This window comes from Ideonella oryzae, assembly GCF_024055665.1.
GTDB lineage: Bacteria > Pseudomonadota > Gammaproteobacteria > Burkholderiales > Burkholderiaceae_C > Ideonella > Ideonella oryzae.
Map to the genome: position 1 here is coordinate 276,470 of NZ_JAMXMC010000008.1, position 14,798 is coordinate 291,267.

The window sequence follows — 14,798 nt, forward strand, 5'->3', positions numbered from 1 at the left end:
GTGAACGCGCCCACCCCCGCCACCCCCACCCTCTTCACCCGCGACGTGCCGCCCCGCGCCGCCTTTGCGCTGGAAGAAAGCGGTGTGCACCCGCTGCTGGCCCGCCTGTTCGCCGCCCGCGGCGTGCGCAGCCCCGAGGCCCTGGACGATGGCCTGCCCAAGCTGCTGCCGCCCGCCGCGCTCAAAGGCGCGCTTGAGGCGGCCCAGTTGCTGGCCGATGCCATCGACACCGGCCGGCGCCTGTGTGTCATTGCCGACTACGACTGCGACGGCGCCACCGCCTGCGCCACCGCGCTGCGCGGCCTGGCCATGCTGGGCGCCCGGCCCGACACCCTGCACTACGTGGTGCCCGACCGCGCCGTGCACGGCTACGGCCTGACGCCCACCATCGTGGACCTGGCCATCGCCCAGTGCCAGCCCGCGCTGCTGGTGACGGTGGACAACGGCATCGCCAGTCTGGCCGGCGTGGCCCATGCCCGCGCCCAGGGCCTGGATGTGCTGGTGACCGACCACCACCTGCCCGCCGTCATCGACGGCCAGGTGGAGCTGCCCGCGGCCAACGTCATCGTCAACCCCAACCAGCCGGGCTGCAGCTTCGAGAGCAAGTCGCTCGCCGGTGTGGGCGTGGTCTTCTACGTGCTGCTGGCCCTGCGGGCCGAGCTGCGCGCCCGCGGCCGCTTTGACGCCAACAACCAGCCCCGGCTGGACGCCCTGCTGGACCTGGTGGCCCTGGGCACCGTGGCCGACGTGGTCAAGCTCGACGACAACAACCGCCGCCTCGTCACCCAGGGCCTGAAGCGCGTGCGCAGCGGCCGCGTGCACCCCGGCGTGGCCGCGCTGTTCCAGGCCGCGGCCCGCCAGCCGGCCAAGGCCAGCGCCTTCGACTTCGGCTTTGCGCTGGGCCCGCGCATCAACGCCGCCGGCCGCCTGGCCGACATGACGCTGGGCATCGAGTGCCTGCTCACCGACGACCCCGCCCGCGCCACCGAACTGGCCGGCCAGCTGGACGCCATCAACCGCGAGCGCCGCGAGGTGGAAGGCGGCATGCGCGAACAGGCCGAGGCCCTGCTGGAACACCTGATGCCCGAAGGCACGCCGCCCGAGGCGGTGGTGCTCTTCGACCCCGAGTTCCACGAAGGCGTGGTGGGCATCGTGGCCGGCCGCACCAAGGACCGGCTGCACCGCCCCACCTTCGTCTTCGCCATCGGCGCGGACGGGCTGCTCAAGGGCTCGGGCCGCTCCATCCCGGGTTTTCATCTGCGCGACGCGCTGGACCTGGTCAGCAAGCGCCACCCCGGCGTGCTGATCCGCTTTGGCGGTCACGCCATGGCCGCCGGCTGCACCCTGGCCGAAGAGCACCTGGACACCTTCGAGCAGGCCCTGCAACAGGTGGCCCGCGAATGGCTGGCGCCCGAGGCCCTGCAGCGCCGCATCGCCACCGACGGCCCGCTGCCGGTGGAGTACTTCACCCCCGCCACCGCCGCGCAGCTGGAACAGGTGGTCTGGGGCCAGGGCTTCGAGGCCCCCGTCTTCTGCGACGTGGTGGATGTGGTGCAGCAGCGCCTGGTGGGCGAGAAGCACCTGAAGCTGCGCGTGCGCCACCAGGGCCAGCTGCGCGACGCCATCTGGTTCGGCCACGCCGAGCCGGTGAGCGAAAAGGTGCGCCTGGCCTACCGCATCAGCCTGGACGAATTCCAGGGTCAGCAGCGCGTGCAGATGGTGGTGGAAGCGGCGGTGGAGGCGGCCTGATGGCACCGCGGGTTCTTCGCCATGCCTTGGCGCGGCCCCTGGCGCAGGCCGTCCTGGCCGCCGGGGTCGGCCTCACCGGAATGTCGGCCCGGGCCGCCGAGCCCCTGCAGTTCCCGCAGGACACGCCGGTGGCCGTGCAGGTCAGCCTGTGGAAGCCCGGCATGCGCAGCGGCCTGACCCAGCCCGTGTTCCACAACTTCATGGCCCAGGTGCAGTTTTCCGGCGAGCCCGCCGTCATCACCTGCGCCCTGCGCCTGCCCGACATCGAAGGCGAGATCGCCCCTGGCCAGAGCGCCGAGATCGCCCTGCGCTGCACCCAGCCCTTCCGCGTGGCCCCCGGCCAGCCGGACTTCAAGCTCTACGCCCAGGGCCGCCCCATCGGCCAGGGGCGGCTGCAGGCCATGCCGCTGCAGCAGGTGATGAACGCGGCATCGGCCGCGGCCAGCCAGCCCTGAGCAAGCCGGCCCCTACCGAGGCGGCTTGTATGTTCTAACCAGGCCAGCGCGGTAGAGTCTGAATGCCGATGAGGCGGCCAGACCGGCCCGTGCAGCTTGGTAGCGGCTGGGGTGAACGAGCCCGTCTCTGAGTACAGAGCGCACGGCCGCCGTGCTGGTCCTCCTGAAGCCCGAACGGTTACGCGCGCCGCTTGCGAGCGCGCATGCACAAGCAAGGGATCCGAAGACCATGGCTGCTTCCTCAGTGGTGGTGGACATCGGCGTGGCCAAGGCGCACGTCGATGTCTCGGTGCTGGGCGCCAAGCTCGATGTCCAGCGGTTCGATAACCAGGCCGAGGGCCACTCTGCGTTGACTGCGCAGCTCAAGCCGCTGGGTGTGGCGCTGGTGGTGATGGAGGCCACCGGCGGCTACGAGACCGAGCTGGCCTGCGCGCTGCAGGCTGCAGGCTTGTCCGTGGCGGTGGTCAACCCGCGCCAGGCACGCGACTTCGCCAAGTCGATGGGCCGCCTGGCCAAGACCGACGCGGTGGACGCACGCATGCTGGCGGAGTTCGCCGCGGTGCTGCTGCGCCGCGAGGACCTCGCGCGCTTCCTGCGCCCGCTGGCCGATCCGCAGCAGCAGTGGCTGGCCGCGCTGGTCACGCGCTGGCGCCAGCTGCTGGCCATGATGCTCAGCGAGCGGCAGCGGCTGCAGATCACGCCCAAGGCGTCTGCACCCGAGCATCGAAGCCATCGTGGCGGCCATCAAGGCCCAGCTCGACGAGATCGAAGGCGAGATGGTGGGCCACGTGCGCGAGCACTTCGGCGAACTCGATGCGCTGCTGCAGTCGGCCAGCGGCATCGGCCCGGTGGCCAGCGCCACGCTGATCGCCGAGCTACCCGAACTCGGCCGGCTCAACCGACGCGAGATCGCGGCGCTGGTGGGCATCGCGCCGATGGCCAACGACTCGGGCTCCAGCAAGGGCCGACGACGCATCCAGGGCGGGCGCTTCGAGATCCGGCGCGTGCTCTACATGGCGGCACTCACCGCCAGTCGCCGCAACCCCACCATCAAGACCTTCTACGACCGCCTGCTGGCCGCCGGCAAGCTGCCCAAGGTCGCGCTGGTCGCCTTGCATGCGCAAGCTCCTGACCACCCTCAACGCCATGGTCAGAACCAACAAACCCTGGGTCAACTCGCCTCGCGGCGCTTGACTTCGAAGACGGTTACTCAGAGCCGCTTGCCCATGAACACGCTCATCGGGTGTTCGGGATAGTCGCCAAAGGCGGCGCGGCTACATAGGCACCTCATGCAACGTCATCAATTTTCACCATGAACGGCAATTGATACAAATCTCACATTGGCATACATTGAGAATGCATCTCCTCAAAGTAATGCAAAAAGCAGTAACGCAGCAGAAGTACCCAATCAGCGACTTCACGAGGTAGCGTTATGAAATCAATATCCAATTGGATCATTCTGGCTTTAATTCCAATTCAGGTCTCTGCATCAGACATTGACAAACAACGCTCCTCGCCAGAGGGGCGGTCGAGCGGAAGCGAAATTGACAATTCTCTGGGACTTTTAATCGACCAGCAGGAAGTTGTTTTGCATCAAGATTTTAGATTCAATGACCGCCGAGACGAATATCAGTGCCAGGGAGCAATGGGACGTACGGCAACAAGAATTAATGATTGGACCCCACCCATCAGAATAAATACAGACGGGGGATGGGGAGGATGCACGCTAGCCTGGGCGATAACCGATCCAAAAAATACGCTCAAGGACTTGAAGATAAAAATCGGTTATTCATACGGAAATGGGCAAGCAACTGGCGAGTGCGGGACGCCCTCCGAGAGCAATATAGAAATAACAAAAATTCAGCCCTCTTGGATGCCAAAACTCCAAATAGACACCGACGACAGACCAAGTTGGTGTAATTTGAGGTTTGAAATCGAAGGGAGAAATGACATCGAACTAAACGTCAAGTTTTTTGCCGATGACTCAGGCGTAGATCAATGCAAGAACAGGCTCCCGGCTGATAAGTGGCACACAGTGAAGGCCGGTCAACCCCTGACTATTGGTCTAGATACCGATGGTCGATATGGTGGGTGCCAGTTATCGCTGAGAATAAGCAAGAAGACTTAATCTTCATCACGCACACATCCCGCCCCGATAGGCCAGCAAGCCAAGCGTATCGGTGGGTGCTCTCAAGTCTGAAGTGCAACGCCTTGCCGTAAGGTTTCAGGATAGAGACGAGATATAGGCAACCACAAACCAAGGCGTTGCGCGAAGCGGACTAGATCGCCAGAAGCCACCCATTCACTTTTCGCCGACCCATAATCAGCCATCATCAAAATATATTCAATGACAGCCAATTTTTACGTCAGCAGCGTGAGCTACAACAGCGATAACACGCACATCCAGAATCTCATGGTTCACAATGTGGATGTCAATGGCAAATTCAATTCGAATAACCCAATAAAAATGAGTCGCCATCAAGTGGTGGACAAAATAAAGGCGGGCAGCAAATTCACAACCATCATCCAGAAGATCGATAAAACTTGGATTCTGGGAGCAGAGATTGAAATAATATCCGTTGAAACAGAATACCTGAAAACAAAAAGCGACACGTTAACGCGAGACAATTTGGAGAACTTGCCAACCTTCTAGGGAAGGTCTTATATGGGCGCCTCCCGGATCGCAAGTGACGGCTGCGTGTGACGAAGCAGGAGGCAGGGCTGCAGTCTTATATCCGGCCTGTCGTGCAGGCGGCGAAGCCTGCTGGCCCTGATGGCATTCGCCGACGAGGTTCCCATCTGCAAATCGAGCTCGAAGCTCCACTTCCCTATCGGAGGTTCCCCGTCCCGGTCCGACCTGTCTGGCCCATCACACGGTTGGTCGCTTGCTCTCCTAAAACAGTTGATTCGGTAAGTGCTCGTTCAGGCTGCCTGCCAGGCTTCCGCGCGCCACTCCTGGCCTCGCGCAAGCACCGCCCATATCGTCCTTGCGAGCTTGTTCGCGACGGCGGCCACCACGACACTGTACGGTCGACGCTTGAGCAGTTCACTGAGCCACGGCCAGCTTGTCGAGCGATCTGATCGCACGATGGATCGCGCACCGTGCATCAACAACGTGCGCAGATACGCGTCCCCGCGCTTGCTGATGCTCAGCTGTCGGACTCGACCTCCGGTACCCGTTTGCCGCGGTACCAGGCCGATCCATGCAGCGAACTCGCGAGCATTCCCGAAGGCCGTCGGCGTTCCCATGGCGGAGACCACCGCAGTCGCTGTCATGAGCCCGACGCCTGGGATCTCCGCCAGCGTCTTGCAGGCCGCCGATTTGCGCATGTGCTCAGCAAGGCGTCGCTCGATCGTGGCGATGTCGCGGTCGAGGTCATTGACCCTTCGTACCTGCTCATTGATGTGACCTGCCCCCTTCAGCCGTACCAGTGATTCGGTTGGGGTCCTGGGGTTGAAGGTTAATGGATCTGGGCAGGGATCTCGTGACGAGCGGCGTCGCCTGCCTGCTGACGCAGTTGCTCGGCATACCTGGCCGGCGGTACGCGGCCAATGCTGCTGTGAGGCCGAACCTCGTTGTAGTCCCGACGCCAGGCGCCAATCTCGGTGCGTGCCTGGCGCAGGCTCTGGAACCAGTGCTCGTTGAGGCACTCGTCACGGAACTTGCCGTTGAAGCTCTCGATGTAGCCGTTCTGCATGGGCCGGCCTGGCTCGATTAGGATGTGCCGGATGTGGTGTTCCTGCGTCCAGGCGATGAAGGCCCGGCTGGTGAACTCCGGGCCGTTGTCGGTTCTGACCGCAGCCGGATAGCCCCTGAAGCGCGCCGCCTGATCCAGCAGCCGGGTGACGTACAGACCGCTGATGCTGTAGTCCACGGCAATCTCCACGCATTCGTGGCTGAAGTCATCGGCCACGGTCAGACACTTGATGCGCCGTCCGTTGGCCAGGCTGTCGCTGACGAAGTCCATGCTCCACACCTCGTTGATGCGTTGGGCGATGTTCAGGGGCGTGCGCTCCATCACCGGGCGCTTGGCCTTCTTGCGCTTGCGAACCGCCAGATTGGCCGCGCTGTAGAGCCGGTACACCCGCTTGTGATTGACGCCAGGGAAGTCGTTGCGCAGCAGGTCGTGCACGCGCCGGTAGCCGAAGCGCCGACGCACATGCGCGATCTCGACGATCTTGTCCTTCAGGGCCTGGGTCTGTGCACTGGGCACCGGTGGGTGCCGGTAGCTGTCTCGGCTTAGCCCCACAAGCCTGCACGCGCGACGCTCGGACAGTTGGTGCTCCTGCACCAGCTGTGTGATCAGCTCGCGCCGGGCCTGTGGGGCTACCTTTTTACCCCGAGCACGCTCTTGAGCGCATGCAGGTCCAGGTGCGCCTCGGCCAGCAGGTGCTTGAGCTTGGCGTTCTCCGCCTCCAGCTCGCGCAGCCGCCTGGCCTCTGACACATCCATGCCGCCGAACTTGGCGCGCCACTTGTAGAACGTGGCGTCGGAGAAGCCGCCCTTGCGGCAAATCTCCGCCACCGCCATGCCGGCCTCAGCCTGCTTGAGGAACCCGATGATCTGTTCCTCTGTGAACTTGCTCTTCCTCATGTCCGCGATTCTCCTGAATGGCGGACCCCTTGCTACTTCACATTGGTACGGCCTGGGGGGTGCAGGTCAGATGCACTCGATGAACATCGCCGGCAGCTTGGTCTTCGCCGCCTCGATTGCGTCGGGCAGTTCCTTCAGCAGTGCACGATGTCCTTCGGACATCACGATGCCGAACTCGTACATCAGCCCGCGGATCTCGTTGGTCTGCATGATGCGCATCTTCATGAGCTGGGTACGCAGCCGGTGCAGCGCGAGTACGACCTGCTGTGCCTCAGTCTTGACTGGTACGAATCGAATCCCAGGCTGCTGACCTGCCGTCCAGATCGCCTGGGCGTCGGCAGCGTCAGTCTTGTTTCTTTGGACGAAGGGACGAACCATCTTTGCAGGCAGCAGGCGAACCTCGTGACCGAGCTTGATCAATTGCCTGCCCCATTCGTGCGCACCGCCGCAGGCCTCCATCAAGACGAGCGACGGCACCCGATTGGCGAACCACTGAATCACCTGAGCACGCTTCAATTTCAGCCGCTCGATGCTGCCCGTTTCGGCATCGACCCAGTGAAGTTGGAACACCTTCTTGGCGATGTCGATCGCGACGACGTTAAGCTCCATGATGGATCCTCCGGTTCAGTGGTTGAGTCGCATCTCCACTCTGGCACATTGATGCCGTCGCCGGAGGATCCATCTGTTGCCGGGATCGTTGAGCGCCGACTGGGTGCCGGAGGGAGGCGCCCATACCATCTGCAAAACCCCGTTCCCGAGCCCTGTGGCCGGATGAATCGGGGGTGAGATTTCGCGATGCGCAAGGCTTGCCCGATTTCTCGCTCGGAAGGCCCGTTTGGCCGGCCGATTGGGTCTGTGCGGCAGCCCTTTTTCGCATTTCGGCCGCACTCATGCCTGCACCGCCAGCAACTGCCGGCGCGCCATCCACACATTGCCCAGCGCAAGCATCACCTGCAGCCGCGCCGTGTTCTTAGTCAGCCCGCGGTAGTGCACTCCCGGTCCGGCGGGCGTTCTTGCAGTTCTTCTTCCATGGACGGATCGCTCAGGCTCCACCACAGCTGCAGGCAGTGGATGCACAGCATCGTCTCCACGGCAGAGGGCGGGCGTCCGCCCAGCGCCTGGTGCGTGCCGCGAGCATGCGGCTGGATCAACCCCACCTGCGCCGCCCACAGCACTACCCGGTTTATCTCTTCCAGGAAGATCTCCTTGCACTTCTTCTTCGCCCGCTTTGGGAAGGAGAAGCCCCCTGCTCCGCGGAACTTCATGGTCTTCGAATGGGCCATGTACCTGGGTGGCCTGCCCTGGTTGATGTTGCCGGCCGTGCTGGTGCAGACGCCGCAGACGACGGCGCTGCAGGCGCTGGCCTGGCCCCACTTGCCCGCGCCAGCGCCCTGCCCTCAGCGCCGCTCGGCATCCCCCCGCGGCACCAGCCGCCGCAGCGCCATCCAGGCGATGACGGCGGTCAACAGCACGATGAAGCCCAGCATCAGCCAGAAGCCCTCCTTGCTTTCGCTCAGGGGGATGCCGCCCACGTTCATGCCGAACAGGCCGGAGATGAGGTTGATGGGCAGGGCCAGCACGGTCACCATGGTCAGCATGAACAGGGTGCGGTTGTTCTCTTCGGCCACCCGGGCGCCCACTTCGTCCTGCATGGCCTTGATGCGTTCCTGCAGGGCGGCGATGTCGCGCAGCACCAGCGCAAACTCTTCGCTGGCGCGGTGCAGCTGGGCGCGGTCCTGGGCCTGCACCCAGCCGGGCGGGCTGGCCAGGGTGCGCATCAGCGCGCTGGGCTCGGGCGCCAGCAGGCGCTGCAGGCGCACGGCCAGGCGGCGCAGCCGCGCCAGTTCGGCAGTGTGGCGCTGGTGGTGCCCGGCCAGCAGCTCGTCCTCGATGTCCTCCAGCCGGTCGGCCACACGGCGGGCGATGCGCTGCAACTCGTCGGCCTGGAAGCGCAGCAGCTGGTCCAGGATGTCCACGCTGGACGCCAGCTGCTCCTCGCCGCGCTTGACCACCATGCGCAGGTGGTCCACCGAGCGCAGCGGGTGCCAGCGCGCCGTGATGACCCGCCCCGGGCTCACGCTGACCCACAGTGTGGCCACGTCGCTGGCGTCGAAGTTGAAGTCGTAGGCCACGTCGTTGACCACGGCGAACAGGGTGTCGCCATCGCGCTCGATGCGGGTGGAGCGCGAGCCTTCGTGCAGGGCTTCGAAGAAGGCTTCGCTCAGGCCGCCATGTTCCTGCAGCCAGCGCAGGCCGGCCACGTGGTTGAGGTTGAAGTGCAGCCAGCAGAAGCCGTCGGTGCCTGCGGCGTCGGCGGCATCCACTGCGGCCAGGGTGTCCAGCGCGCACGGGGCCTGCCCGGTGATGAACTGGTAGCCGCAGATCAGCCCCTGGCTTTCTTCGCCGGTGACCAGGTAGGGCACGGGCGGCTGCATGGGGGCGTCGTTGGGCATGGGCAAGGGGCTCCGGAGTGGGCAAACAGGCCCTCGCATGCTAGCGGCCAGCCCGTCCAGAAGATGACACGACGGTGTCATGCGGGGCTGTCACACTATTGCAGTCTGCGACTGCACCGAAGCACCCCATGAATCCGATTCCGCCCGCCGAGGACCACGGCACCCTGGTCGACCGCATCCGCCAGGATCTGCTCGATGGCTACGACGAGGAGCTGGAGCTGGAGATCGAGGACCGGCACTACACGGCCGACGGCCACGACCCGATCCGCAGCGACGACGAGCGCTCGGCCCGCATGTCCTACTTCAAGAGCCTGTTCCACCTGCAGGGCGAACTGGTGAAGCTGCAGGACTGGGTGCAGGCCAGCGGCCAGAAGGTGGTGATCCTGTTCGAGGGGCGGGACGCCGCCGGCAAGGGCGGCGTGATCAAGCGCATCACCCAGCGGCTGAACCCCCGCGTGTGCCGCACCGTCGCCCTGCCCGCCCCCAACGACCGCGAGAAGACCCAGTGGTACTTCCAGCGCTATGTGTCCCACCTGCCTGCGGCGGGCGAGATGGTGCTGTTCGACCGCAGCTGGTACAACCGCGCCGGCGTGGAACGGGTGATGGGCTTCTGCTCCGAGGATGAGGTGGAGGACTTCTTCCGCTCGGTGCCGGAGTTCGAACGCATGCTGGTGCGCTCGGGCATCAAGCTCATCAAGTACTGGTTCTCCATCACCGACGACGAGCAGCACCTGCGCTTCCTCAGCCGCATCCATGACCCGCTCAAGCAGTGGAAGCTCAGCCCCATGGACCTGGAGAGCCGCCGCCGCTGGGAGGACTACACCAAGGTCAAGGAGGACATGCTGGAGCGCACCCACATTCCGGAAGCTCCCTGGTGGGTGGTTCAGGCGGTGGACAAGAAGCGCGCCCGGCTGAACTGCATCCACCACCTGCTGGAGCAGTTCGACTACCACGAGATCGTCAAGCCGCCGGTGGTGCTGCCCGCGCGCGAGCGCCACGAGGACTACCACCGCGAGCCGGTGCCCGCGGAGATGATCGTCCCCGAGGTGTATTGAGCCCAGCCTGGTGGGAGCAGGTCAGCCAGACGAGCCTGGACAGCCCGCACATAAGCCCCTTCATCGCCGCAATTGGCCAAGTGGCCGTCCGCAAGCGCGACGCCCGGGCGTGCCCGAGGCGTTGTTGCCCCACGGGCGCATGCACAGCTCCTGCTCGGTGAACGGGGCCTGCTCGGCCAGACGGGCATCCAGCAAGGCCAGGGCCTCCGCCAGCGCCTGGTCCATGTCGCCATAGTGCGCTGCACTGAAGCACCGCCGGTGGAATCACACCAAGGCGTTACTGACCTGCCGGCGTCTTGTCCCCGGCCCCGCCAAATAGAGCCTGGAGCGACTTGATATGGAAATTCCTCGTTGGGAATTCTCTATTTATTGATTCCAAGCGAGGCGGGGACCTTCTCGAATCCACTTCGCGATAGTGAAAACTTGTGGACATCCGCCCCATTCATCTCGGGATTCAAGGTTCTGAACTCAACCCCGATCGAGTCAATTTTTATCGCGGCAGCGGGATTGTCGGGAATACTCAAATCCGGAAGAACCAGCGTGACATCTTTTTCGCAGCTTTGAAGCGGGATGATATCAACCAACCTCAGCTTGTGGGTCGAATATGCCACCAAGGCCAGCCAATCTTCATTGCCGGCGCCACATCTGGATAATGCCAATTTACCGGAAGGCCGTCTCAATATTACAAGAACCGAATCAGCAATTTGGACTAGGCTATCAACAGAGATAACTTCAGCGCCATTCATTACCTTTACCAAAGCGGGCGTATAAGCAGTTATATTAATCCTTCCACTTTTCAAGAAAAATTGGTTTTCCTGAACGTGAATGGTGGCACTGCAATTCAATGGAAAGACCAGCGACGCAAGAAATATGGAAACAGTGCAGCGGAGAAAATTAGTTGCCATTAACATGACCCGCATAGCACATGTCCGAATATATCCAGGGGTGATCTTTGTCCTGTCCGCCTTTTCCCTTGACATAGGTGGGCTGGCCTCTTTCGCGAAGCTCATCGACGGTCTTGCTTTGATTCTTGTCATTGCTGGTATCCCACCCAATATTTCCTGTTGCTTGGTCGCACAAGATGTTGGAATTCCTCTCCCACGCCTTGCTGGTTGAACCCCATTGGCAATAGCCTCCACCATTCCAGCGTGAATAGTTTTCATTGGAAATCATTTCCTCTGTGGCTACTGGCGTCGGGTGCGTGGCGAAGATGGCTTTGGCAGCTTTCTGTTTTATGCATAAAGCTGAGACTCGGCCTTCAAGTTCTCTTTCCAGCTCCATACCTGCTCATAGCCAAGGGCCGCCCGCCTTAATGGGCTGATAGGCTGGCAGCCTGGCCCGCGGCGATGGTACGTACGCACCCCTGTCGGCTGAATGGTCCAGGATTGCGGCTTCCTTAGAGCCAAGAGCGCCGCCCCCGCAGAGGGTCCCAGCGATCTCTATCGTCCTCTAGTCAGGACGCTTAACGATCGCACCGGCAAGTCGCGGTCCGCCTTTATAGGCCGTCTTGATGGCAATCAGCGCTGCATACCGTTGGAAGCTGCCGCTGGAACCCAGGCCCGAGAATGGCGAAAGAATGCAGTAAAGAAAACCGGTTTCTGTTCTTCGAGCATACAGGGCGCTCAAATCAATATCTATTGATTTCGATTGAAGATGCTGCCTTGCCCCGGAGGGGGTGGCAAACTCGATATCCTCTATGCGTGTTCTAGAATCGTCTATTTCGACAAATGAATACCCGCCATTCAATTGTCCAAATCTTATGTTTTTATACTCCTTGAAGCTCTTCTCGTCATCCGACAGTGATTCACTTATCTGGATCTCAAACGCTTTCTTTAATGAGGCTTTGCACGTACCCAGGAGTGCGATTTCCGCATCATTCCGGGGTGTGGCACAAGCAGATATGGACAAGATTGAAAATATTACAAGCAAGCCAGCAAATCTCATTTGTAATCCTTTGCATGCTCAATGTTGGCGTATTCAGGATTAAACTTCCAGAATATTGTTCCACCATGACCAGCCGTTGACTCGTAGACGTGATCGTATCGTCCAATCTCCTGCTTTTCCTGCGTCTTTTTGCCAGCCTTTGTGGTTGTGACCACTTTGTATTTTATGATCGTGACAAGATTGTCTTTGATGTCGAATATGTTGTGGGCAGGGTCTGTGATCTTAATGCCACGCTTGACTTTGGGGTGATTTTTATAATTTGTCTTTATATCCCATCCATCCCAAAAATATGCCCCTCCGGAGTAATCAACACCTCCTTCTAGTGCATGTCTCGCGGCTCTGTAGGCCATAACCTTTCCAGCATTGGAGGCCGCAGCGGATTCGATGGACTTCAACTTGTTTTTATTGATTTTTATTTTTTTATTGAGCGCCTCAATATTATTCCTGCTGGTTTCTGTTTGAGCCTTCGTGTGGAGCGATTGAATATTTTTTTCTATGTCTTCTCTCTGAGTTGAAATATTGCTTGACTCTTCCGTTATTTGAGACTCTGTTGTCCCTATGAGTTGTCCATACCTTGGATTCCCATCTCTTACCACGAAAGAATAGGTAGGCTCTGACTTTGTGAAGTCTTGCATTGTCGAGTAACCGCGAGAATCGCGTTGACGGAGTAGTACCGCTGCGATCCCAGCCATTTCTTCAAAATCATTCTCCTTATAGTAGGATTCTCCGTAGGCCATCGCGGCCAGAAGCGTCAATTCTTCTTGATTGATCTCAGGCATCATTTCTCCAGGGACTCAGCTTGTCGCGCCAAGAGACAAGTGCTGCCTCCCCCACGGTCTTGACTCTTGCCCTCGCTGTTTCTCCAGTCGGGCCGGTGCAGCCTTCTATTGACTGTGTGTTTGTACTCAGCTTGTAATTGATGCCTGAAACAGGGTTGCCATCCGCATAAGTATAGAAATAGTGTTCTTCGATGAGCTCTTCGTCCGCGTATTCAAAAGGAATCTCGCTTAGAGGTGCATTCGGCAGATTTGGCAAGCTCGCCGCCTGGCTCCCGCCCCCCAGGAATCCATGTGTGGCCCCCTTGACCGCGAAGCTGCCCGGGGTGGTGACGGTGATGTTGCCCCCCTCCAGCGTGATGCCCGACTGGCCGGCGATGAGTTCGATCTTGCTGCTCGCGCTGATGCGGATCTCGTCGTTGACGCTGGTGATGGTGACGCTCTGGTCGGCCAGCAGCTTCAGCTCGTCGGTGTGCGCGCGCAGGGACACCGGGCCGTTGGCCGCCTTGACCTGCAGCCCGCCCTGGTGGGCATAGAGGCTGGCGGTTTGGCCCGCAGCGATGGACGCGGTGTGGGCGGCGCTGGCCTGCAGGTCCACCTGCACGACCTGGCTCAAGCGCTGGCCGCTGAACTGCTGCACGCTGGCCGGGGTGGCCAGCAGCTGGGCTGCGGCGCTGTCCAGCACCACGGCGGGTTGGGCGAAGGCCGGGACGGGCTCGCCCTGGCTGGGGTCTCGCCCATCCGTGGGGATCTTGGCGTCCTGGCCGTTGACCTGGTCAGGGTGGTGCCCGTCCTGGGCCGGGTCCAGGGCCTGGTGCAGTTTGCTGAGGTCCTGCCCATCTTCGGTACTGGTCAGGGCCTGGGCGCCGATGGCCTGGGCGGCTTGTGACAGGCGCTGGCCCAGCTCGGTGGCCGATTGCAGCTGGGCCAGGGCCTCGGCCGCGTCCATCTGCGCGCCCTGGGCCGAGCCGTAGGTGCCGCTGCGCGCCTGGGTGCTGACGAGCAGGCCCGCTCCGGCGCGCAGGCTGGCCCAGCCCTGGGTGTTGGCCTCGAAGCCGCTGCCGCGCCAGGCGCCGCGCTGGGCGCTGGTCGGGCTCTGGTTGATCAGGTGGCCCAGGCTCAGCTCGCTGCCGGTGTGGGTGGTGGCCAGGCGGGTGCGCAGCTGGCCGGGGGCGTCGTCCACCACCCATTGCTGCGTATGCTGCCCATCCAGCGTGCGGCTGTGCAGGCCGGCCAGCACGCCGGGGTGGTTGACCCCAGCATCCACGCCCGCGGCAAAGGGCGGGGGCTGGTCGCCGTTGGGCAGGCCGCCGGCAATGATCGGGCGATCGATGTCGCCTTCGATGAACTGCACCGCCACTTCCGAGCCGATGCGCGGCCCCCAGACAGCGCCCCAGTTGGCGCCGGCGGCCGGGGTGGCCACGCGCACCCAGGTGCCGCTCTGTTCGTTGCCCGGGGCGTTGCCTTGCTCATCCGCGCTGTAGGCATGCGGCAGGCCGCCGGGGTTGGGGCTGGCGCCGCGCTGGAAGTGGAACTGCACCTTGACGCGGTGGTCGCGCTCGGTGGTCAGCGCTTCGTCCAGCAGGCCCACCACGCGGGCGGTGAGCAGGTAGGGCGCGGTGGGCGCACGCGCGGGCCCGGGCAGCACGGGGGCGGCGGCCGGCACGGCCTGGAACTGGTTGCGGTAGCCGCCTTTGGCCAGGGCCGTGTTCTTGAGCAGTTCGGCGGCCTGGTCGCCCAGGTTGTTGGCCACATGGTGTTCGACGGCCAGC

14 protein-coding genes and 2 pseudogenes are annotated in these 14,798 nt (G+C 62.4%); 6 read left to right on the top strand and 10 right to left on the bottom strand.

Features of this window, described 5'->3' with window-relative positions; all coding sequences use genetic code 11:
- From recJ to M0L44_RS15505, 5 genes and pseudogenes are all read left to right on the top strand, one after another.
- Positions 1-1,749 carry a single-stranded-DNA-specific exonuclease RecJ gene (gene recJ / locus M0L44_RS15485; protein WP_252770731.1) on the top strand — a complete coding sequence of 583 codons (1,749 nt, stop codon included), beginning with the start codon at positions 1-3 and terminating at the stop codon, positions 1,747-1,749.
- Positions 1,749-2,204 carry a hypothetical protein gene (locus M0L44_RS15490; RefSeq protein ID WP_252770705.1) on the top strand — a complete coding sequence of 152 codons (456 nt, stop codon included), beginning with the start codon at positions 1,749-1,751 and terminating at the stop codon, positions 2,202-2,204. Before recJ ends, M0L44_RS15490 begins: the two co-directional genes overlap by 1 nt.
- Positions 2,205-2,433: 229 nt before the next feature.
- A pseudogene (locus M0L44_RS15495) lies at positions 2,434-3,398 on the top strand (IS110 family RNA-guided transposase).
- Between the two features lie 238 nt (positions 3,399-3,636).
- On the top strand, positions 3,637-4,332 hold the full coding sequence (locus tag M0L44_RS15500) for a hypothetical protein (protein ID WP_252770706.1): 696 nt from the start codon (positions 3,637-3,639) through the stop codon (positions 4,330-4,332).
- A 246-nt stretch (positions 4,333-4,578) separates the two neighbouring features.
- Positions 4,579-4,857 carry a DUF3892 domain-containing protein gene (locus tag M0L44_RS15505; protein WP_252770707.1) on the top strand — a complete coding sequence of 93 codons (279 nt, stop codon included), beginning with the start codon at positions 4,579-4,581 and terminating at the stop codon, positions 4,855-4,857.
- Positions 4,858-5,126: 269 nt separating this feature from the next.
- Here the strand turns inward: M0L44_RS15505 and M0L44_RS15510 are convergent.
- From M0L44_RS15510 to M0L44_RS15530, 5 genes and pseudogenes are all read right to left on the bottom strand, one after another.
- Positions 5,127-5,609 (bottom strand): annotated as a pseudogene (locus M0L44_RS15510) (IS110 family RNA-guided transposase); the annotation flags it as partial.
- A gap of 56 nt (positions 5,610-5,665) precedes the next feature.
- A protein-coding gene (locus tag M0L44_RS15515; protein ID WP_435526429.1) for an IS3 family transposase occupies positions 5,666-6,798 on the bottom strand; the annotation gives its coding sequence in 2 pieces (ribosomal slippage) (positions 5,666-6,543 and positions 6,543-6,798; 1,134 coding nt in all).
- A 66-nt stretch (positions 6,799-6,864) separates the two neighbouring features.
- The gene (locus M0L44_RS15520) at positions 6,865-7,407 is read right to left on the bottom strand and encodes an IS110 family RNA-guided transposase (protein WP_435526430.1); all 543 of its coding nucleotides are present in this window, start codon (positions 7,405-7,407) and stop codon (positions 6,865-6,867) included.
- 365 nt (positions 7,408-7,772) lie between these two features.
- Entirely contained in the window at positions 7,773-8,081 is a 309-nt protein-coding gene (locus M0L44_RS15525; protein WP_435526431.1) for a transposase, read from the bottom strand.
- Between the two features lie 114 nt (positions 8,082-8,195).
- A complete protein-coding gene (locus M0L44_RS15530) occupies positions 8,196-9,251 on the bottom strand; it encodes a transporter (RefSeq protein ID WP_252770709.1) in 1,056 nt (351 codons plus the stop codon).
- 128 nt (positions 9,252-9,379) lie between these two features.
- On the opposite strand from M0L44_RS15530, the gene ppk2 reads away from it, so the two are divergent.
- Positions 9,380-10,306: a polyphosphate kinase 2 gene (gene ppk2 / locus M0L44_RS15535; protein ID WP_252770710.1), complete on the top strand. Its 927-nt coding sequence runs from the start codon at positions 9,380-9,382 to the stop codon at positions 10,304-10,306.
- Positions 10,307-10,366: 60 nt separating this feature from the next.
- Here the strand turns inward: ppk2 and M0L44_RS15540 are convergent, their stop codons facing one another.
- The 5 genes from M0L44_RS15540 to M0L44_RS15560 form a co-directional block, all read right to left on the bottom strand.
- A complete protein-coding gene (locus M0L44_RS15540) occupies positions 10,367-10,531 on the bottom strand; it encodes a hypothetical protein (protein WP_252770711.1) in 165 nt (54 codons plus the stop codon).
- A gap of 137 nt (positions 10,532-10,668) precedes the next feature.
- On the bottom strand, positions 10,669-11,469 hold the full coding sequence (locus M0L44_RS15545) for a hypothetical protein (protein WP_252770712.1): 801 nt from the start codon (positions 11,467-11,469) through the stop codon (positions 10,669-10,671).
- Positions 11,470-11,755: 286 nt separating this feature from the next.
- Complete coding sequence (locus M0L44_RS15550) at positions 11,756-12,250, bottom strand: hypothetical protein (protein WP_252770713.1); 495 nt, start codon at positions 12,248-12,250, stop codon at positions 11,756-11,758.
- A complete protein-coding gene (locus tag M0L44_RS15555; RefSeq protein ID WP_252770714.1) occupies positions 12,247-13,029 on the bottom strand; it encodes a hypothetical protein in 783 nt (260 codons plus the stop codon). The genes M0L44_RS15550 and M0L44_RS15555 overlap by 4 nt, the downstream gene beginning before the upstream one ends.
- Positions 13,022-14,798: type VI secretion system Vgr family protein (locus M0L44_RS15560; protein WP_252770715.1), on the bottom strand; the 1,777-nt coding region annotated here is incomplete at its 5' end. The genes M0L44_RS15560 and M0L44_RS15555, both read right to left, overlap by 8 nt.

Coding starts and splice junctions, on each gene's coding strand:
- M0L44_RS15490 (WP_252770705.1), top strand. CDS start 1,749: ATGGCACCGCGGGTTCTTCGCCATGCCTTGGCGCGGCCCCTGGCGCAG.
- M0L44_RS15500 (WP_252770706.1), top strand. CDS start 3,637: ATGAAATCAATATCCAATTGGATCATTCTGGCTTTAATTCCAATTCAG.
- M0L44_RS15520 (WP_435526430.1), bottom strand. CDS start 7,407: ATGGAGCTTAACGTCGTCGCGATCGACATCGCCAAGAAGGTGTTCCAA.
- M0L44_RS15525 (WP_435526431.1), bottom strand. CDS start 8,081: ATGGCCCATTCGAAGACCATGAAGTTCCGCGGAGCAGGGGGCTTCTCC.
- M0L44_RS15530 (WP_252770709.1), bottom strand. CDS start 9,251: ATGCCCAACGACGCCCCCATGCAGCCGCCCGTGCCCTACCTGGTCACC.
- ppk2 (WP_252770710.1), top strand. CDS start 9,380: ATGAATCCGATTCCGCCCGCCGAGGACCACGGCACCCTGGTCGACCGC.
- M0L44_RS15540 (WP_252770711.1), bottom strand. CDS start 10,531: ATGGACCAGGCGCTGGCGGAGGCCCTGGCCTTGCTGGATGCCCGTCTG.
- M0L44_RS15545 (WP_252770712.1), bottom strand. CDS start 11,469: ATGAAAACTATTCACGCTGGAATGGTGGAGGCTATTGCCAATGGGGTT.
- M0L44_RS15550 (WP_252770713.1), bottom strand. CDS start 12,250: ATGAGATTTGCTGGCTTGCTTGTAATATTTTCAATCTTGTCCATATCT.
- M0L44_RS15555 (WP_252770714.1), bottom strand. CDS start 13,029: ATGCCTGAGATCAATCAAGAAGAATTGACGCTTCTGGCCGCGATGGCC.